We start from the raw sequence: 18,452 nt of genomic DNA, 5'->3' as shown, positions 1-18,452 counted from the left end.
CGTCGAACGCCTGCTCCTGCCCGTCGCGCGTTCCGGATGTCCGTGCGCAGCCTCCGGTCATGAAGCGCAGCCTCGTCGGGGGCGTCTTTCCGTTCGGCCAGGCGGGCTCGGAAAGTCAGCGGCTAAATTGTCCGAAAAACCGAGCCCACGCCACCCGAAGACGTCGCGCGCGGTCTTCGAAGAGATAGGAGGCCGCAAGCGTCAGGAGACCTGAAATTGCCCCCGTCACGATGTGCTCGACATAGGGGATACGGTAGTGACTCGTGTGCGAGTAGACGTCGCCCAATGTTGTCAGGATGCCGACGACCAGCGCATTGCCGTATCGATGCGGGTAGAGTTTCGCCGCGGGCGTGAAAGTCAACAGTACGGCCAGGAGTCCGGTAAGCAGACCCGTATGAATTGCGATAGTCCAGTGGGTAACGCTCATGATATTTCCCCAGCTCCCGGGCATGCAGGTCATGCACGCACTGGTCGGTTGCCAGAAACGCTGGACAAACAGTCTGACGCGGTGCTTCCACTCGGTTGACATGATGCCTTCCCATCAATGTCATCGCCGCGGCCTGTGCCATCACACGTATCGTTGAAGCAGTTTCCAAACTCTTTAACGAGCTTGCCGCCGTCGTCACGGATGGGTCGACTGTGCGCCGTATAGGCCGGGCAATAACCTGGACATGGGGGAATACTACTCCACGATTTGACGCCCGCTGTTTCGAACGAAACCGGAATTCGATGCTTGCCTCTATCGGTGCACCCCCGTCCGTGACGCGCGTCGAACGATGCGCTTGCACGCGAAATCGATGGCCGGCCTGGACCCTGAGCGGTCCATCGGATTTGCCTGTAGTGGCCCATTCACCACGGTGTCGGGATGTGCTGCGGTAGCCGTCGGTACAACGCCAGTCAGCGGTCGACGCAGAAGACATCGTCGGCGCCCACTGACGCAAGACGATCAAGCTCCGGAAAAGTCATCCGGCGGAAAATCTTCATAGGACTTCGGGGCATAGCCCCAGATTCTGGCGACGTCACCCCTGACCTCAAACTCGAAGCCAATTTCTGCCAGCTTACTCAAAACAAGCGTTGAGTGATCGATGACCTCGTGCCTGACCGAAGCCTGCTCACGCAATCCGAGATCCATCCACTCAACCCCCACAAATGGAAACGGCAGGTGGTAGAACCACTCGACATCCCATCCCGACACATGCCCGTTGATCCATTTTGAACGGTACGAAGGCCGCCATCCGTCCAGACCACGCATGAATGAAATCAGCTCGTTCCATTTCGTGTCATTGGCCAGAGACCCGGCGAACTTCTTTTGCGCCTGCGATCGAATTTTTGCCTTGTCGATACCCCGTGGCAGGGCATCAGCCATAGGAAGCTCGGACTGCATTTACTCCCCTCTGGTAGTCGTGGGCGACGCGATTGTCGGCGATGTCCCCGGTACTGTCGACTCTTTCAAAACCCTAGCGAACCCGATCGCCTCGCGATATCGCCTGACTCAACGGCCATCGAGACAATTGCATCCTACTGAACAACCGCATCGACCATCGCCTGCGCTTCCGACACAAACCGTGAATAGCGCCGCTGTTTGGGCAATTGCTGCGCGAAACAGGCTGGCCGCTGTTCCTCGGCCACGTGTTCCGTACTGCAAGCGGCGATCGTCGGCAACGTCGCATCCCGCCACAGGATATAAACCCGCGCGCCCTGCCTGATCGACACTGCCAACGTTTTCGGCCCATCCGGCATGCCGTCCTGGCTGTCACCCAGCAGCCATGCTTTCACCGTCGCATCAGCCGGCTTTCGCTTCACCGGTAATTCCGCAAACCGAAACTCCGCGGCGTCGCCACCGAGCACGTCGGTGTAAAACGTCTCGCTATCGAAAATCGCCGCAACGTCATCCGCCGACTTGATCCCCGCATCCGCCGTCGCCACCCAGGCCTTCAAAAGCGGAACCGTCGTCACGACGAGATTCACCTTCCCGTCATTCGACTTAAAGAACAGTCCGTCCGGCCCGGGCGTCATCCCGTTATCGACAACGAGGGTCGACACGTTACTCCCCGCCTTAGCGGAAAACCCTTTCGCCCTGACCATCCCGACCAGCTTGACCAACCGCGCATTCACGTCGGCCGTGTATTTCTTGTCCAGATCCGCCCGGTCTTCAATCCGCGCCGCTGCAACCGTGTCGACGGCTTTCTTTCGATAAGCAAGATAAGAATCGGCAGGCGACGCAACCACCTTCGCGCCCACGGCAGCCACTACCGCGACGAGCACCACCGCCCCCACCCCGATCTTCCACCTGGAAATGCGTTTCATATTTATAGACGTCACCGAATCCCGCGCCGATATGCAAACGGCCGCCGTGACCCCACGACAGCCGTCCCTCAGAAACGCCCTATTCTAAATCGCGAATCAGACTTTACTCATCCACCTTGAAAGCCGATACCAGCCGCGTCAATTCCGCCGCCTGCTGCTTCAAACTCTCCGCAGCCGCCGCACTTTCCTCGACCAAAGCCGCATTCTGCTGCGTCATCTGATCGAGCGACTGCACCGCGTCCCCGATCTGATCGATACCGGCACTCTGCTCCAGGCTCGCCTCGGCAATCTCGCTCATCATCGCGCTCACGCCCTGCACTTGCGTCACGACATCGCGCATCACCTTCCCGGCCTCACTCACCAGCCGCGACCCGGTATTCACCGTCCCCGCGCTATGTTCGATCAGCGATTTGATCTCCTTCGCCGCCTGCGCACTGCGCTGCGCGAGATTCCGCACTTCCGAAGCCACGACAGCAAACCCGCGCCCCTGCTCGCCGGCCCGCGCAGCCTCGACAGCCGCATTCAACGCCAGAATATTCGTCTGGAACGAGATGCTGTCGATCATCACGATGATCTCGGAGATCCGCTGCGACGCGTCGCTGATCTCCTGCATCGTGCTCACCACCTCGCCCACCACCTGCCCACCACGCGCCGCCGCATCGGAAGCGCCGTTGATCATCTTCGCGGCCGTCGTCGCCGTCTCGGTGTTGTTCCGCACCACGGCCGTGATTTGTTCCATCGACGAAGCCGTGCGCTCCAGGTTGCTCGACTGCCCTTCGGTACGTTCGCTGAGGTCGGCATTGCCGGTCGCAATCTGCGCCGACCCGGTCGCGATCGATGCAGAAGCCGCCCGAATGCTATGCACCAGCGTCGACAGCGACGACACGAACCGGTTGAACGCATCCGACAACTGCCCGATCTCGTCCTGGCTCTCGACCGTCATCCGGCGCGTCAGGTCGCCCTGGCCGCTGGCGATCTCCGACAGCAGCGTCGCCGCGCGGCGGATCGGCGCGGCGATCGCGCGGCCCACCAGCCAGATCACGAGCAACGCGACGCCAAGGCCCACCACCGCCGCGACCAGCGCAGCACTGCGAATCGCACGCGTCACCGGCCCGAGGAGTTCGACCTGCGGCACCTCGACGACCACATATGCGTTCAACTCCGGAATGAACGACGTCGCGATGAAACGCGCGCCGCCTTCACCGTTGTAGCTCAGGTACGCATACGGCTTGCCGGCCAGCAGCGTCGACGACGCATCGCCGGGCAGCCCCTGCTGGTCCTTCATGAAATGCTTGCCGTCGATCAGCGACGAATCGCGATGCATCATGATCGCGCCGTCGGGACGCACGAGATACGCGAAGCCGGTCTCGCCGATCCGGTAAGCGGCGATGCCCTTCGCGAGCGCATCGACCGACAAGCTCATGCACGCCGCGCCGATCGGCACGCCGTCGAGTTCGACGCGACTGTTGATGAACATCATGTAGCCGCCGACCGTCACCTCGCGGTCCATGTTCACGTCGAACGCCTTGCCGGACGACAGGAAGCCGGTCAGCCACTGATCCTTGTCGGTCACCTTCCGCTGCAGACCGGCTTCGTTGTAGTAGTTGCCGCTCTTCACCGACACCCACTGCACCGACGCGGCCTTCTGCTCGTCCTTCACGTTCTTCGCGAGCTGGATCCAGTTGCGCGTGCCGGCGTCCGGTTCGCCGTCGGCTTCCCATTGCAGCAGGAACGCATCGCGCGCGAGAATTCGCGACGCGGCGATCGGGCCGGCCATCTGCCGCTGCACGTCGGCGCGGATGCCGTTCACGGCCGTCGGCAGTTCTTCGCGCACGACACGGTCGCGCACCGCGTTGCCGATCAGACGGATGCTGAGTCCGCTCGAAATCGCGACGAACACGAGCAGGCAACTCGTCATGCTGAGAATCAGCTTGTTCTGAATGGAAAGCTTGCGCCAGAAGTGCATGGGGAACCCTCGATAACCGCTCGGTCTGAGCCAGTTTGGGTTATCGGCATGCTCGCGCGGAACCGCATCGCTGATTTCAGATGTTCATCATGCGAGATTCGTTATGTTGCTGTCTGATGGGCATAAGCGGCCGCTCATGAGCACGCGATCAGCGCCAATCAATACGCAACGAAGATCGTCACCCGCCGGTTTCGCGCCCGCGCAGCGGCATCGTCCCCCGCGACGAGCGGCTGCGTATCGGCCCGCCCGATGGCCGCGAGCCGATGCGGTGCGATGCCCCGCTCGGTCAGGTAGCGCACCACGCTCCCCGCGCGCGCCGACGAAAGCTCCCAGTTCGATTCGTATTTCGCGTTCGCGATCGGCACGCTGTCGGTGTGGCCTTCGACGAGGATGTCACCGGTTGCATGCGCGCTCAATGCCTGCTCAATCTGGTTCAGCACCGGCGACGAATCGGGCAGCAAGCGCGCATCGCCAACGTTGAACAGGATCTTCGCGTCGATGCCGATCTCGACACCATGCGGTGCCTTCACCAGCGAGATCCGGCCGTTCGACTTCAACGAATCGAGCAACGCGAGCCACGGCGGCGAGCGCTCAGGTGTTACGGCAGAGGCAGCGGATGCACTCGCCGCGCTGTCGGCATGCCGCGCGAGCGTCTGATACCGCGCATCGAGCGCGTTGTATTTCGCGAGCTGAAGCACATACAGCGCGAGAAACAGCACCATCAGCGTCGTGATGAGATCCGCGTACGAAATCAGCCAGCGGCCCGATTGCACGCCGTCGAGTTCGTCGTCGTCGCGATCGGTGGTGGATGCACCGTCAGTTCGAGCAGTCATGCGATTGGGAATCCGGGTTCGTCGTACGACATGCGCCCATCACGCGAGCGATTCGACCGCACGCCCGCGCACGTCACCGGTCAACCGCGTTTCGATCGTATGCGGCGATTCCTTGCGCGATATTGCCAGCAAGCCGTCGAGATACAGCTTGCGAAACCGCAATTCGCTGTCGATCTGCGCGCGCAGCTTGCCGTACAGCGGCAGGAACACGAGGTTGGCGAACGCCAGCCCGTACAGCGTCGCGATGAACGCAACCGCGATGCCTGGCCCGAGCTGCGCCGGTTCGAGAATGTGGCTCGTCACCTGCACGAGCCCGAGCACCGACCCGAGAATGCCGAACGTCGGCGCATACCCGCCGGCCTGCTGCCACACGCGCGCGGCAGCGAGGCGGCTGCGTTCGTACGCATCGAGTTCGCGCTGCAACGCATCTTCGAGCACGGCGGTCGACACGCCGTTGGCCAGCAGCTCGAGCCCGCGGCGCGCGAACGGATGAATACCGCTCACGTCCATCGATTCGAACGCGAGCAGCCCGTCGAGCTTCGCGCGGTCGCCCCATTCGAGCAGGTCGGACAGGTTCTTGCGATCGACCTCGCGCGCACGGACGAACGCGAGCCGCAGCTGTTTCACCGCGTCGAAGAAGCGCGCCCAGGTGTTCTGGATCATCACCGCGCCGAGCGTGCCGCCAAGCACGATCACGAGCGCCTCGAACTGGAACAGCATCGAGAAGTGCCCGCCTTCCAGCGCGAAACCGAACACGATCGCGGCGCCGCCCAGCACCACACCGGCCAGGGTCAACAGATCCATACGCGGCTCCTCGTCATGCATCCGACGCCGATGCGACCGGCGCGATGGCCGCCGCCGGCGCCTTCACCGCGCGCACGGCATCCAGCACGCGCTGCTCGATGTCCTCGATCTCGACCGGATCGAGCTTGAGCTCGCGACGCATCACCCACGACACCTCGTTGCGCCGCGCCTCGGTCATCACGGAAAACAGCTTGTCGGCCACCGCGCGATCGTCGAGGTTCGCGATCAGCTTCGCGAGATCGTAGGTGTCGAATGTGCCGATGACGTCGAACAGCGTGCGCTGGTCGATCGACACGAGATCCTCCAGCGAGCGCACCTCTGCGCGACGCGCGTTGCGTCGCGAGAAGTACGCAACGCCCTTTTGCTCGACGTAGCTGAGCACCTTCGATTTGCGGAACGCGAACACTTCGTCGGCAATCTCGCCGTTCGACAGCTTGTTGAGCAGCATCGTCCTCTCGACACCGATCAGCGATTCGAGATCGGCCAGCTCGATGAGTTCGAGCTCGCTGTTGATCGACAGATCGAGATCGTGATCGGCCACCTGCTGCGCGCGATCGATCACGCGCGCGGCGTCGAACGTGACGACCTGGCGCGCATCCGACGAAGCCGCATAGTCGACTGCCCCGCCCGCATGGTCCGCCTGCGCCGCTTCGATCGTGACGAGGTTGAGCTTCTCCATGCGTCGCAGCATCGCGAGCACGTGCGGGCGCGAATGGCCGGCAATCGCGCGGCATTTGCGGATCACTTCGGCAAGCGGCACCGAGGTTTCGGCCGCATGGGCCTGCATCGGCCGGCGCACCCACGCGTCGCCGCCGTCGCGCGCTTCGGCGCCCGCCATCAGCGCCAGCACATGCGCATACGACAGCACGCCCGGCATGAAGTCGGCATGCGTGTAGGTGGCGAGCTGGTCGTCCTTGCGCTTGACGCGGCGGATCATCGTTCGCACGATGTGGCGCAGCAGCGCCGACACGCGCTCGATTTCCTCGTCGAGCATGCCGGCCGGCACGACCGTCAGCTGACAGAATGAAAGCGCCTTCGCGGTATGGGCACGCGGTTCGGCCGCGAGCAATGCCGATTCGCCGAAGAACTCGCCGCGGCCGAGCGTCGCGACGATCACGCGCTTGTCGTCGCATCGCGTGGACAGCTCGACCTTGCCGTCGGCGATCAGAAAGATGACGGGCTCGCCCGCAAAACCCTCGGAGTAAATGATTTCCCCGGGCGCCGCCGTACGCGTCCACGATTGCTGACGATTCAAGTCGATTCCCCTGCTGCGCTGAATGTTGCGGACTGCGCGTCGCATGTCGAAAGCATGCGATCGCGAGTCGTCCCCGTGACCCGTTTACGTCATCGGGCTCAACATCCTTTAGGGAATTCGTCCTCGTTTCGAACCGAAATCAACGTAAAACGTTTGCGGGTCGCGCAGCCGCACGGGAAAGTTCATTTCATCGCCTGCGCGTGTAGTGCAATTGAAAGCGGCGAGCGGCCCCGTGCGTCAGAACTCCATGTCGAGTTCGTCGATGTCCTCGTGCTCCGCCTTCGCCGCGTCGATCCACTCCGTCACGAACGGATGGGCGAGCACCTGCATGCAGTACTCGGCGACGTCGGGCTCCAGTTTCACGTCGTAGGTCAGGAAGCGCGTGACGACGGGCGCATACATCGCGTCGGCGATGCCGATCTCCGCGCCGAACAGCCAGGGGCCGCCGTACGCGGCCAGACACTCGCGCCAGATCGTCACGATCCGCTGGATGTCGTGCTGCGCGCGCGACCAGATGCGAAAGCCGGGAAAGTGCGCGCGCAGGTTCATCGGCAACGCGGATCGCAATGCGCTGAAACCGGAATGCATCTCGCCGCAGATCGACCGGCAATGCGCGCGGGCTTTCCGGTCTTCAGGCAGCAGCCGCGCGTGCGGCCGGATTTCGTTCAGGTATTCGGCGATCGCGAGCGTGTCCCACACGGTGTTGCCGTCGTGCGTCAGGCACGGCACGAGAATCGACGGCGACAGCAACAGCAACTCCGCGCGCGACGCGGCGTCGATCGGCACGCTGACCGTATCGAACCCGAGCCCGCTCAACTTCGCGAGCAGCCAGCCGCGCATCGACCACGACGAGTAATTGCGGCTGCTGATGGTCAACGTCGTCCGTCCGGTGACTTCCATGTCGCTCCCCTGTTCAAGACCGTTCGCGCCCCTGCACCGAAAACGGACGCCGCGTCGCGCCACCCGCACCATGCCGGTGCCGCCCATTCGCCGAACTGGCGCACCACCGCACGCTGTCGCGGCACATGCCGCACGCCAGGCCGGCTGGGCAACGCATCGCGCGCGGCTGCCGTGTGGGGCGTGCCATCTGCGTCGTCGCGTTCCCGAACCGCGTGCAACGCGCGTGCCAGCCGCAAGCTGGCACATCGCTTGCCTCGTTCAATGCAACGCGGCACAACGAGCGACGGTCATGAATCTGCTTGCCTATCCGTTCTACCAATGGTCTGCAGAATGCACGCGCCCGGCGCGCGCATGGGCCGCGGCCACACGCGCGACGATGGCGCTGTGGCCGCCGTCCACCGCGACGCCGACCGGCCGCATGCTCGACGCGCTGTGCGAACTGCTCGAATGCTGCGCGTTCTCGCATCGGCGTCCGCCGTTCGGCATCACGTCGATCGTCGTCGACGGTGAAACGGTGCCGGTCGTCGAGGAAGCCGCCGCCGCCACGCCGTTCGGCACGCTGCTGCATTTCCGCAAGGCGTTGCCAGTGGCGCGCCAGCCGCGCGTGCTGATCGTCGCGCCGATGTCCGGGCATTTCGCGACGCTGCTGCGCGGCACGGTGCATACGATGCTGGCCGACCACGACGTGTACATCACCGATTGGCACAACCCGCGCGACATCCCGCTCACGGCCGGACGGTTCGGCTTCGACGAATACGTTGCGCACGTGATCGACTTCATCCGTCAGATCGGCCCCGATGCGCACGTGCTCGCGATCTGCCAGCCGACCGTCGCCGCACTCGCGGCGGTCGCGCTGATGGCTGCCGGCGGCGATCCGGCGCAGCCCGCGAGCCTGACGCTGATGGCGGGCCCGATCGATTGCCGCGTGAATCCGACGAAGGTCAACGCGCTCGCGACGAGCCAGCCGATCGAATGGTTCGCGCGGAACCTGATCAGCGTCGTGCCGGCTGGCTTCGTCGGTGCGCAACGCTGCGTGTATCCGGGGTTCGTGCAGGTCGGCGCGTTCATGTCGATGAATCCCGATCGCCATGCGGCGTCGTTCGCCGACCTGTATTACGAGCGCGCGAAAGGCGACCCGGCAAAAGCCGACACGCTGCGGCACTTCTACGACGAATACTTCGCCACCGCCGATCTCACCGCGGAGTTCTATCTGGAAACGGTCGAGAAGGTGTTCCAGCAATACGCGCTCGCGCGCGGCGAGCTGACGGTCGGCGACCGGCTCGTCGAACCGGCGGCGATTCATCGCACCGCGCTGTTGACGATCGAAGGGGAGAAGGACGATATCTGCGCAGTCGGCCAGACGGTCGCCGCGCAGGAGCTGTGTTCGGGGTTGCCGCCGTACCTGAAGACGCACCACGTGCAGACGGGAGCGGGCCACTACGGTGTGTTCAACGGCAGCCGCTGGGAAACGCAGATCTATCCGATCGTGCGCGCGACGATCCATGACAACGAGCCGTACGATCGCACCGCGGATGCGGAAGGCAACGCGGACGGCACGCACTATGTGACGCTGCGCGCGCTGCTCGATGCCCGCACAACCGCGCACGACGCGGCGACCGACGCGCCGCTGCATCCAGCCCACTGAAGGCCTACGACACTGAAAATGAAACGCCCCGCCATCGATGGCGGGGCGTGCGTTGCTGCAGCTTGCGGACGACGCGCGAGGAAGCGGCCTCGCGCGTCAGCCTGCGTTACGAACAGGCCTTGCCGTGCGACGCGTGGTAGCCCTTCGCCTTCGCGTCGGCTTCCGACATGTAGCTGCCGTGCTTCGTCTTGCCGTAATACTTGTCGGTCGAGCAGTGATAGACCTTCGTGCTGTCGTTGACCCACACCTTGCCCGGGCCGCCGCCGGGTGCCGCCGCCGCGGTCGTTGCGGCCGCGCTCTTCGCCGGCGCGGTGCCGGACGCAGGGGCGGCGGAGGCCGCCATGGCCGGCGCTGCGGCCGGCGCGCTCGCGGCGGCCGCCGACGATGCGCCGTACCAGGCCTTCACGCCCTTGTGGCCCGCGCATGCGCCCTTCTTCGATGCGCCCGAGTAGAACGAGCCGTCCTTGCACAGACCGGTCGTGCCGGCCGGCGCGCTGGCCGGAACCTGCGCGAACGCACCGATCGACATACCCATGCCGGCGACCAGCGCGGCGATCAACATTGTCTTTTTCATGGTCCTCTCCTGATTTGCCTGTATGAAGAATGCGTTCCGGGTATTCCCGGGAAAGTCGCGGTTACCGCACCCAGCGGCACACGCGATGGTGGTGGTGGTGATCGAAGTGACACACACGGTGCGAATGCGCTTCCGCCAGTGCCGGCACGAGAACGGCACATGCCACTGCGGTGGCCGTCAGGATCTTTGCGATGCGCTTCATGAAATCTCTCCCGGGTAGGTCAACCGGTGATCCGGCTGGTACCTCCTTAACGCCGGTCGTCGACGGGCCGTGCACCGCGTTCACGCGCAATTGACGATCTTTGACATCGCGGCGGCGCCAACGCGTCGAAGCTGACGAACGACTTTCTTTTCTTTCCGGATCTTCAGCTTCGCGGTCATTCGGAATTCGAAAGAATGTGAACACGGGAACGCGGACCCCACGTGGGCTTCCATGGAAGGCCCAACAAAAAACCGCCCGAAGGCGGTTTTCACAAACAGGCGGACGGACGATGCATGCGGAAACACCGCACCGCTACGCCCCCGACTCTGCCCACGGTGTCGGTGGCGGCACCGCGCACGGGCCGTCGACGTCGATCGATTTGAAATCGGCGGGCCCGACGATCTCCAGGTACTCCATGTCCGGCGAGTAGTCGAACAGGTAGTGGACGATCCCCGGCGCCTGGTGCACGCAATCGCCGGCGCTCACCAGCGTCTCCTGTTCACCGTACATGAAGCGCGCCCAGCCCTTCAGCATGATCACGATATGGAACTCGGCCTCGTGACGGTGCCAGCCGGTGCCCGCCTCCGGTGCATGATTTGCCCTGACGAGTTGCGCGACGACCTTGCCGTTCGTCGCGGCCGCGATACCGAGATCGCGATACAGGAAGAAGTCGCGCAGGCCTTCGCCGCGATACGCGGTGTCCTGCGGCTTCACATGGGAAAAGGCGGTGGGGGTCGGGGTGCTCATCGCGGTGCTCCTTCATCGAAAGGATCCCGCGTGACAAGCATTTAGCGTTCCAGTGTGCGGCGGCGCGACACCGCGCCGGGTCGTTACCGCTTGCGCCGCTTGCCGGTCAGCAGCGTCTGCGCGATCACCGCGAGCAGCAGGAACGCGCCGCTCGCGAGGTTCTGGTAGTACGGGCTCAACGTGCCGACCTGGTTGATCACGTTCTCGATCACGCCGAGCAGCAGCACGCCCGCGAGCGGGCCGAACAGCGTGCCGACGCCGCCCGTCAGCAGCACGCCGCCGATCACCGCCGCGGCGATCGACTGCAGCTCGTAGCTGTTGCCTGCACCCGGCAACCCCGAATCGAGCCGCGACGCGAGCAGCGCGCCGGCCAGCCCGGCGAGCGCGCCGCTCAGCCCGTACGTGACGATCTTGAGCCCTTCGACGTTCACGCCGAGCATACGCGCCGCCTCCTCGTTGCCGCCGATCGCGAACACGCCCGCACCGTAGCGCGTGTGATTCAGCACGAACGCGGCAACGAGATACGCGATCAACACGATCCACACGAGATTGCCGACGCCGAACAGCGAGCCGTTCGCGATCGTCGCGAAGAACCCCGGATTCGCGATCAGCATGTCCTGGCTCGCGAGCACGAGCGACAGCCCTTTCAATCCGAGCAGCGCGGCGAGCGTGACGATGAACGGCGCCATCCGCGCGCGCGCGATCAGCCAGCCGTTCGCGAGCCCGACGATCAGCCCGGCGCAAACGGGCGCGGCGAGCGCGGCGCCCCAGCCATACGGCGCCGCATACGCGGCGATCACGGTGCCGAGCCCGACGAGCGAGCCGACCGACAAGTCGAACCCGCCGAGGATGATCACGAAGCTCTGCCCGATCGTGATCAGCGCGACGAAGGCGGCGGCCGCGACGATGTCGAGCAGGTTCGGCGCGCAGAGGAAATGCGGAAACACGCGGCCGGCGATCAGGCACACGAGCACGAGGATCGCGATCGCACCGCGCGACTGCACGAGCCGGACGAATTGCGCGCGGCGCGCGCGGCTCGCGTCCTGCGCGGTGTGCGTGGGAATCGGCGCGGTCGACATGTCAGGCTCCCGAGCGCTGCAGGTACAGCGCGCCGAGGATGAACGCGGCCTTCAGGATCTGCGCATACGTGTAGCTGATGTTGTTCATGATGAAGCTGGCGTCGAGCAGTTGCAGCAGCAGCACGCCGAACACGGTGCCGACGATCGACACGCGCCCGCCGGAGAGCGGCGTGCCGCCGATCACCGACGCGGCGATCGCATCGAGTTCGAAGTTCACCCCGACGTAGTTCGGATCGCCTGCGCCGAGCCGTGCGGTGGCGAACAGGCCGGCAAGGCCCGCGAGCGCACCGCTTGCCGCGTACACCGCGAGCAGCGTGCGCCGCACCGGCACGCCGGCGAGATGTGCGGCCTCGCGACTCGCACCGACGAGGATCGTGTAGCGCCCGAAGGTGGTATTGCGCACGACGAAGAACACGATCGCCGCGCACGCCAGCGCGATCAACATCACGACCGGCAGCCCGAGGAACGTACCGATGCCGATGAAATCGAACGCATCGGAAGGCGGCAGGCTCACGCGCGACCCGCCGAGCAACGCCTGCGCCAGCCCGCGCGCGGCAACGAGCAGCGCCAGCCCGGAAATCAGCGGATCGATGCCGAGCCGCGCGACGAGACCGCCGTTGAAGAGGCCGACCGCGAGCCCGGTCGCGATCGCCGCCGCGCATGCGGCGCCCGTTCCGTACGGCAGACACACGGCGATGACCGCGCTCGACAGCGCCATCACCGACCCGACCGACAGGTCGATGCCGCGCGTCGCGATCGCGAGGTTCTGCCCGAGCGCGATCAGCACGATCGGCGCGGCCTGGAACAGCAGGCTGCGCGCGGCGAGCGGATTCGAGAACCCGGGCGTGACGATCAGGTTGAAGACCGCGAGCGCGACGAACGCGAGATACACGCTGTGGTCGCGCGCCTGGGCGAACAACGCGCGGCGCGACGTGCGGCGTGCGTCGTCCCGCTCGCTCGTCAGGTTGGCTAGATTCACGCTTCCCTCATTCTCTGGTCGATGTGCGGTGCTCAAGCCTGATTCGCGAGCAGCGCGGTCACGTCGTCGGGGCTCGCGCCGCGCGTCGACAACTCGCCGCTCGTCGCCCCTTCATGCAGGATCACGAGCCGGTCGGCCAGCTCGAGCAGCTCGTCCATCTCCGACGACGTCGCGACGACTGCCAGCCCGTCGTCGGCGAGCCGTTTGACGAGGTCATGCACTTCCGCCTTCGCGCCCACGTCGATGCCGCGCGTCGGATCGTCGAGCAGCAGCACCGTCGGCTCGGTCGACAGGCAGCGCGCGATCAGCGCCTTCTGCTGGTTGCCGCCGGACAGCGTCGAGATCGGCGCGCCCGCGTGCGACGTCTTGATACCCAGCTCGCGGATGTAGCGTTCGACGAGCGCCTCCTGCTTGCGCACGGAAATGAAGCCGAAACGCGCGATGCGCGGCAGCACGCACACGACGATGTTCTCGCGCACCGACAGCTTCGAGAAAATGCCTTCCGAACGGCGATCTTCGGACAGGAACGCGAGCCCCGCGCGAATCGCACGCGCCGGGTCCGTGCCGTCGAGCGCACGGCCGCCGATGCGCACCGCGCCGCCGTCCGGCTGCTGCGCGCCGAACACGGCCTTGAACGTTTCGGTGCGGCCGGCGCCGAGCAATCCCGCGAGCCCGACGATTTCCTTCGGCGCGACGCGGAACGACACGTCGCGCAAACGCGTACCCCAGCGCAACCCGTCGACGGCGAGCGCCGGCGCCTGCGTGCGATCGGCCGCGGCGGCTTGCGCCTGTTCGCGCGGCCCGTGCGCGCCGACTTCGCGGCCGAGCATCGCCGCAATCAGCGTCATGCGCGGCAGCCGGTCGGGCGTGTCGCTGCGCACCACCGCGCCGTCGCGCAGCACGGTGAGCCGGTCGCACATCCGGTAGCACTCGGACAACCGGTGGCTCACGAGCACGATCGCGATGCCCGTCGCGCGCAACTGATCGACGACGCCGAACAGCACTTCCACTTCCGCCCCGCTCAACGCCGACGTCGGCTCGTCGAGAATCAGCACGCGCGCGCCGAGCGACACGCCGCGCGCGATCGACACCATCTGCTGCTGGCCGAGCCCGAGGGAACCGACCTTGTCGGCCGGATCGACCGAGAGCCCGTAGCGCTCGACGATCTCGCGCGTGCGCGCGCGCATCGCGCGCCGATCGATCCACGGGCCGAAGCGGCGCGGCTCGTGGCCGAGGAAGATGTTCTCGGCCACGCTGCGCTCGGGAATCAGGTTGATTTCCTGGTAGACCGCGCAAATGCCCGCGCGCTGCGCGGCCCGCGGGCTGTCGAACGACACGGGTACGCCGTCGACGCGGATCTCGCCCGCGTCGGGCTGGTGAAAGCCGGTGAGGATCTTGATCAGCGTCGACTTGCCGGCGCCGTTCTCGCCCATCAGCCCGTGCACTTCGCCCGCGCGCAGCGACAGCGACACGCCGGCCAGCGCGCGCACGACGCCGAACGTCTTGCCGATGCCGCGCGTCTCGAGCACGACGGGTTTGCCGCCGGCGCCATCGTCGGCGCCGGGTCCGGCGGGTAGCGTTGCGTCCATCGTGCGCCTCGCGTTCGCGTGTGAGCGGTTGCCGACCGGTTGCCCGGTTGCCGGATCAGTACACGAGATTCGCTTCGAGCGAATGCTTCGCGTTCGCCTTGTCGTACAGCGCGTCTTCCATGATCTGCTTCTGCGCGACCGGCTTGCCGGCGAACCACGCTTCGAGCGACTTGAATGCGAGCGGGCCGAAGCGCGGGTTCGTCTCGACGCTCGCCGCGGCCGAGCCGTTCGCGATCGCGGTGACGAAATCCTTCGTGCCGTCGATCGACACGACCGTCACGCCGCGCTGCTTGCCGGCCTGCCGCAGCGCGGTCATCGCGCCGAGCGCCATCGTGTCGGCCTGCGCGTAGACGGCGTTCACGTCCGGATGCGCGAGCAGCACCTGCTCCATCACCTTCTGCGCTTCGGTGGCCGACCAGTTCGCCGTCTGCGACGCGACGATCTTCATGTTCGGGAATTTCTTCAGGCCGTCGGCGAAACCGTCGGTGCGCTGGCTCTCGACGGTATTGCCGTAGCCGCCCTGGATCTCGGCGATCGTGGCTTTACCGCCCGTCGCATCGGCGAGCGCCTGCGCGGCGCGCTGCCCTTGCCGGAAGAAGTCGGAGCCGAGGAACGTGATGAAATCCTGGCACGGCGTGCCGGCCGTCTGCCGGTCGATCGTCACGACCGGGATGCCCTTCGCGCGCGCCTGCGCAAGCGCGGGCTGCAGGCCGGTCGAATCGTTCGGTGCAACGATCAGCGCCTGCGCGCCCTGGTTGATCATGCTTTCGATATCGGCGACCTGCTTCGCCTGGTTCGCGTTCGCATTCGTGTACAGCAGCCGCTTGACGCCGGCCGCCTTCGCCGCGGCACGCACCGACGCGGTTTCGGTCGCGCGGAACGGGTTCTGCTCGTTCTCCGACTGCGAGAAGCCGACCACGAGATCGGTCAGCTTCACGCTGCCCGGCTTCGGATTCGTGCAGGTCTGCGCGGAGCTCGTCCCGACCTTCTGCGCATTGTCCTGCGCGTGCGCGATCGCGACGCACCCGAGCGTCACCCCCAATGTCACCACGATACGTTGCAGCTTTGCACGGCTCGGCATCATCGTCTCCAAGTGTTGTGATCGGCCCGCGCGCCGTCGCACATACGGCCGGCTTCGACGTCACGAACTAATATTATTACTCGATATTATCGCCTGCCCGACTCGGGATAATCCCGTATCGCCGAACCCGTCAGGCAGGGCCCGGCGTCCACCGCAGCATCGCCTGCAGCGACTCGCCCGGCGCCAGCACGCAGCCGCCGACGAGCGATACGGATTCCTTCGCATTGAAACTGTCCGTCGTGTTCGTGACGGGCTCGACGCACAGCGCGTCGGCGCCGGCCGGCGCGTACACGACGAGCTGGTCGAACGGCCGCTCGGCGTGCATCACGACCTGCCGGCCGCGCGCCGGCCAGATCACCGCGGCTTCGCGCGACCAGCCGACGAAATTGTTGTCGAGATCGAACGCATCGACCGGCATCCCGTTTCGGAGCGCGTCGACAGCCGGATGAGCGCCGACGCGAACGGGCAGCACGTCCGCATCGGCGTGCCACATCGCATCGACGTGCGCCTTCACGACGGTATCCGGCGTGCGCGGGTAATACGGGTGATGGCCCATGCCGAACGGCATCGGCGACGCGCCGAGGTTACGCGCGGACAGCGTGATCGACAGCACGGCGCCGTCGAGCCGGATCGACTGGCGCGCCTCGTAATGGAACGGCCAGTCGCCCGGGCGGCCGGGCGACGGACGATGCTCGAAACGCAGGTCGGCCCGCGCCGCCTCGCACCGCTCGACTTCCCACGGGCGACGCCAGCCGTGGCCGTGCAGCGCATGGCGATATGCATCGTCCGGGCCGGACAGATCGATCGTGCGGCCGTCGAATTCGAACTTCGCGTCGCGGATGCGGTTGCAATACGGAAACAGCGGGAAGCTCGCGAAACGCAGCGGATCGCCGCTCGCGAGCGCTGCGTCGGAGGTCGGCCGGAACCAGTGCTGCGGGCCGTCGGGCCCGTGTTCGTAGTACGCGGCGATCGCGCCGCCGGCCTGCGGCGCGACGCGCACGCGGGCCGTACCGCTGGCGAGTTCGATCAGGCCGGCATTGCGGGGCGTTACCATCGGCATCGTTCATCCCGGGATGAAGCTGGCGACCCCGCGGCCGGCGTGCAGCATCCGGCCGCGGGCATGTGCGGCAAAGAATGGCATGGCGCGGCCCGCGTGGTCAATAATATTTGTTGATATTATTATCCGAATGTCGACGAATCCGGCGCAGCCCGCGTAAAGCTTGATTGCCGGCCCGAATGGCCGATGTTACCGTCGGGTCAGGTTGATCCGACCCGCTGTTCATTACCGATTTTATTTGCCCACCCTGCCGAGGCCGGACCGCGCTCCTACCGTGAAACGCTCTACTCAACGTCGCCCCACGATGACCGACATCGCCAAGCTGGCCGGCGTGTCGCAATCCACCGTCTCTCTCGTGCTGAACAACGCGGCGGGCACGAAATTCTCGGACGCCACCCGCGACAAGGTCGTGAAGATCGCGCACGAGCTCGGCTACCGCTTCCTGCCGCGCGAAGTGACGATGACGCACGACGGCGAGCGCGACCTGATCGTCTATCTCGCCGACGAAATCTCGACGAGCCCGCACCCGGTCGTCAACGTCGACGGCGCGCGCGACGCGGCCTACGCGAACGGCAAGCTCCTCGCCGTGTACTCGACGCACGGCAACGTCGACATCGAGCGCCAGGTGCTCGAATCCGTGCTCGCGATGCCGAACCTGCTCGGCGTCGTCTATGCGACCGTCTATACGCGCAAGGTCACGCTGCCGTCCGAACTGCTGCGCGTGCCGGCCGTGCTGCTCAACTGCTATACGACGGAAGGCGGGCTGTCGTCGATCGTGCCGGCCGAAGTCGCCGGCGGGCTTGCGGCCACTGAATACCTGCTGCGCGCGGGCCACCGGCGCATCGGCTACATCAACGGCGAACCGTGGCAGGACGCCGCGAAGGACCGCCTGAAGGGCTATCGCACCGCGCTCGCGACGGCCGACATCCCGTTCGCGCCGGAACTCGTGCGCGACGGCGACTGGGGTTCGGACACCGGCTTCGAGCAGGCGCTGTCGCTGCTGCGCGAGCCGCATCCGCCTACTGCGATCTTCTGCGCGAACGATCTGATGGCGCTCGGCGCGATCGAGGCCGTCAAGCATCTGGGCATGCGCGTGCCCGACGACATCTCGGTGCTCGGCTACGACGACCAGGAAATCGCGCGGCACACGCACCCGCCGCTGTCGACGATCGTGCTGCCGAACTACGAGCTCGGCCGCTGGGCGGTCGAGATTCTGCTGCAGGAAGAGCAGAACCGCGCGGTCGGAATGCCCGTGCGCCGTCGCGCGATCAAGCTCGACGGGCCGCTGGTCGAGCGCGGGTCGGTGCGCGCCGTCGAGACGGCCGCGCAATCGGCCAGCGCGTAGGCGAGCACCCGCTTCATTCCCCGCATACGACTACGCGGTGCGGCGGCTTCGCCGCCCGGCCTGCTTGTCCTTGCCGTCGAACGCTTCAG

At 65.7% G+C, this 18,452-nt stretch carries 18 protein-coding genes; 2 read left to right on the top strand and 16 right to left on the bottom strand.

Translation table 11 applies throughout. The features are described 5' to 3' along the window. Window positions 1–115: 115 nt before the first annotated feature. From WJ16_RS22825 to WJ16_RS22790, 8 genes are all read right to left on the bottom strand, one after another. A complete protein-coding gene (locus WJ16_RS22825; RefSeq protein ID WP_069259344.1) occupies window positions 116–529 on the bottom strand; it encodes a hypothetical protein in 414 nt (137 codons plus the stop codon). Window positions 530–946: 417 nt separating this feature from the next. Next, the gene (locus WJ16_RS22820) at window positions 947–1,366 is read right to left on the bottom strand and encodes a DUF6678 family protein (RefSeq protein WP_069261094.1); all 420 of its coding nucleotides are present in this window, start codon (window positions 1,364–1,366) and stop codon (window positions 947–949) included. A gap of 152 nt (window positions 1,367–1,518) precedes the next feature. Then, window positions 1,519–2,307, bottom strand: coding sequence for a hypothetical protein (locus WJ16_RS22815; protein WP_069259343.1), 789 nt, complete (start codon window positions 2,305–2,307; stop codon window positions 1,519–1,521). 103 nt (window positions 2,308–2,410) lie between these two features. After that, window positions 2,411–4,273, bottom strand: coding sequence for a methyl-accepting chemotaxis protein (locus WJ16_RS22810; RefSeq protein WP_069259342.1), 1,863 nt, complete (start codon window positions 4,271–4,273; stop codon window positions 2,411–2,413). 158 nt (window positions 4,274–4,431) lie between these two features. Continuing rightward, window positions 4,432–5,106 carry an OmpA/MotB family protein gene (locus WJ16_RS22805; protein WP_069259341.1) on the bottom strand — a complete coding sequence of 225 codons (675 nt, stop codon included), beginning with the start codon at window positions 5,104–5,106 and terminating at the stop codon, window positions 4,432–4,434. 39 nt (window positions 5,107–5,145) lie between these two features. Next, complete coding sequence (locus tag WJ16_RS22800; protein WP_011355952.1) at window positions 5,146–5,910, bottom strand: flagellar motor protein; 765 nt, start codon at window positions 5,908–5,910, stop codon at window positions 5,146–5,148. Between the two features lie 13 nt (window positions 5,911–5,923). Next, window positions 5,924–7,165: a cyclic nucleotide-binding domain-containing protein gene (locus WJ16_RS22795; protein WP_069259340.1), complete on the bottom strand. Its 1,242-nt coding sequence runs from the start codon at window positions 7,163–7,165 to the stop codon at window positions 5,924–5,926. A 237-nt stretch (window positions 7,166–7,402) separates the two neighbouring features. Next, on the bottom strand, window positions 7,403–8,065 hold the full coding sequence (locus WJ16_RS22790) for a glutathione S-transferase family protein (protein ID WP_069259339.1): 663 nt from the start codon (window positions 8,063–8,065) through the stop codon (window positions 7,403–7,405). Window positions 8,066–8,354: 289 nt separating this feature from the next. Here WJ16_RS22790 and WJ16_RS22785 point away from each other — a divergent pair, with 289 nt between their 5' ends. Then, window positions 8,355–9,710 (top strand): polyhydroxyalkanoate depolymerase, encoded by a 1,356-nt coding sequence (locus WJ16_RS22785; RefSeq protein ID WP_069259338.1) that lies wholly within the window; start codon window positions 8,355–8,357, stop codon window positions 9,708–9,710. A gap of 106 nt (window positions 9,711–9,816) precedes the next feature. Here the strand turns inward: WJ16_RS22785 and WJ16_RS22780 are convergent, their stop codons facing one another. From WJ16_RS22780 to WJ16_RS22750, 8 genes are all read right to left on the bottom strand, one after another. Next, complete coding sequence (locus WJ16_RS22780; RefSeq protein ID WP_069259337.1) at window positions 9,817–10,284, bottom strand: DUF3761 domain-containing protein; 468 nt, start codon at window positions 10,282–10,284, stop codon at window positions 9,817–9,819. A gap of 61 nt (window positions 10,285–10,345) precedes the next feature. Then, on the bottom strand, window positions 10,346–10,486 hold the full coding sequence (locus WJ16_RS35355) for an HHHH-motif protein (protein WP_167375396.1): 141 nt from the start codon (window positions 10,484–10,486) through the stop codon (window positions 10,346–10,348). A 312-nt stretch (window positions 10,487–10,798) separates the two neighbouring features. Then, complete coding sequence (locus WJ16_RS22775) at window positions 10,799–11,233, bottom strand: cupin domain-containing protein (RefSeq protein WP_069259336.1); 435 nt, start codon at window positions 11,231–11,233, stop codon at window positions 10,799–10,801. 83 nt (window positions 11,234–11,316) lie between these two features. After that, window positions 11,317–12,312: an ABC transporter permease gene (locus WJ16_RS22770; RefSeq protein WP_069259335.1), complete on the bottom strand. Its 996-nt coding sequence runs from the start codon at window positions 12,310–12,312 to the stop codon at window positions 11,317–11,319. A 1-nt stretch (window position 12,313) separates the two neighbouring features. Continuing rightward, the gene (locus tag WJ16_RS22765) at window positions 12,314–13,291 is read right to left on the bottom strand and encodes an ABC transporter permease (protein ID WP_084636107.1); all 978 of its coding nucleotides are present in this window, start codon (window positions 13,289–13,291) and stop codon (window positions 12,314–12,316) included. Window positions 13,292–13,323: 32 nt separating this feature from the next. After that, window positions 13,324–14,880, bottom strand: a complete 1,557-nt coding sequence (locus WJ16_RS22760) for a sugar ABC transporter ATP-binding protein (protein ID WP_069259334.1) — start codon at window positions 14,878–14,880, stop codon at window positions 13,324–13,326. Window positions 14,881–14,935: 55 nt separating this feature from the next. Beyond that, window positions 14,936–15,964 (bottom strand): ABC transporter substrate-binding protein, encoded by a 1,029-nt coding sequence (locus WJ16_RS22755; RefSeq protein ID WP_084636148.1) that lies wholly within the window; start codon window positions 15,962–15,964, stop codon window positions 14,936–14,938. 127 nt (window positions 15,965–16,091) lie between these two features. Next, window positions 16,092–17,021 carry an aldose 1-epimerase gene (locus WJ16_RS22750; protein ID WP_069259333.1) on the bottom strand — a complete coding sequence of 310 codons (930 nt, stop codon included), beginning with the start codon at window positions 17,019–17,021 and terminating at the stop codon, window positions 16,092–16,094. 301 nt (window positions 17,022–17,322) lie between these two features. Between WJ16_RS22750 and WJ16_RS22745 the strand changes: the two genes are divergently transcribed. Then, window positions 17,323–18,363: a LacI family DNA-binding transcriptional regulator gene (locus WJ16_RS22745; RefSeq protein WP_069259332.1), complete on the top strand. Its 1,041-nt coding sequence runs from the start codon at window positions 17,323–17,325 to the stop codon at window positions 18,361–18,363. The last annotated feature ends 89 nt before the right edge of the window (window positions 18,364–18,452 follow it).

Source organism: Burkholderia metallica (genome assembly GCF_001718555.1).
GTDB lineage: Bacteria > Pseudomonadota > Gammaproteobacteria > Burkholderiales > Burkholderiaceae > Burkholderia > Burkholderia metallica.
The sequence above is the reverse complement of the archived record's forward strand: the minus strand, read 5'-3'. Positions and strand labels throughout refer to the sequence as shown.

Excerpts from the sequence above, each read along its gene's own strand:
- WJ16_RS22825 (WP_069259344.1), bottom strand. The coding sequence starts at position 529 with ATGTCAACCGAGTGGAAGCACCGCGTCAGACTGTTTGTCCAGCGTTTC.
- WJ16_RS22820 (WP_069261094.1), bottom strand. The coding sequence starts at position 1,366 with ATGGCTGATGCCCTGCCACGGGGTATCGACAAGGCAAAAATTCGATCG.
- WJ16_RS22815 (WP_069259343.1), bottom strand. The coding sequence starts at position 2,307 with ATGAAACGCATTTCCAGGTGGAAGATCGGGGTGGGGGCGGTGGTGCTC.
- WJ16_RS22810 (WP_069259342.1), bottom strand. The coding sequence starts at position 4,273 with ATGCACTTCTGGCGCAAGCTTTCCATTCAGAACAAGCTGATTCTCAGC.
- WJ16_RS22805 (WP_069259341.1), bottom strand. The coding sequence starts at position 5,106 with ATGACTGCTCGAACTGACGGTGCATCCACCACCGATCGCGACGACGAC.
- WJ16_RS22800 (WP_011355952.1), bottom strand. The coding sequence starts at position 5,910 with ATGGATCTGTTGACCCTGGCCGGTGTGGTGCTGGGCGGCGCCGCGATC.
- WJ16_RS22790 (WP_069259339.1), bottom strand. The coding sequence starts at position 8,065 with ATGGAAGTCACCGGACGGACGACGTTGACCATCAGCAGCCGCAATTAC.
- WJ16_RS22785 (WP_069259338.1), top strand. The coding sequence starts at position 8,355 with ATGAATCTGCTTGCCTATCCGTTCTACCAATGGTCTGCAGAATGCACG.
- WJ16_RS22780 (WP_069259337.1), bottom strand. The coding sequence starts at position 10,284 with ATGAAAAAGACAATGTTGATCGCCGCGCTGGTCGCCGGCATGGGTATG.
- WJ16_RS35355 (WP_167375396.1), bottom strand. The coding sequence starts at position 10,486 with ATGAAGCGCATCGCAAAGATCCTGACGGCCACCGCAGTGGCATGTGCC.
- WJ16_RS22775 (WP_069259336.1), bottom strand. The coding sequence starts at position 11,233 with ATGAGCACCCCGACCCCCACCGCCTTTTCCCATGTGAAGCCGCAGGAC.
- WJ16_RS22770 (WP_069259335.1), bottom strand. The coding sequence starts at position 12,312 with ATGTCGACCGCGCCGATTCCCACGCACACCGCGCAGGACGCGAGCCGC.
- WJ16_RS22760 (WP_069259334.1), bottom strand. The coding sequence starts at position 14,880 with ATGGACGCAACGCTACCCGCCGGACCCGGCGCCGACGATGGCGCCGGC.
- WJ16_RS22755 (WP_084636148.1), bottom strand. The coding sequence starts at position 15,964 with ATGATGCCGAGCCGTGCAAAGCTGCAACGTATCGTGGTGACATTGGGG.
- WJ16_RS22750 (WP_069259333.1), bottom strand. The coding sequence starts at position 17,021 with ATGCCGATGGTAACGCCCCGCAATGCCGGCCTGATCGAACTCGCCAGC.
- WJ16_RS22745 (WP_069259332.1), top strand. The coding sequence starts at position 17,323 with ATGACCGACATCGCCAAGCTGGCCGGCGTGTCGCAATCCACCGTCTCT.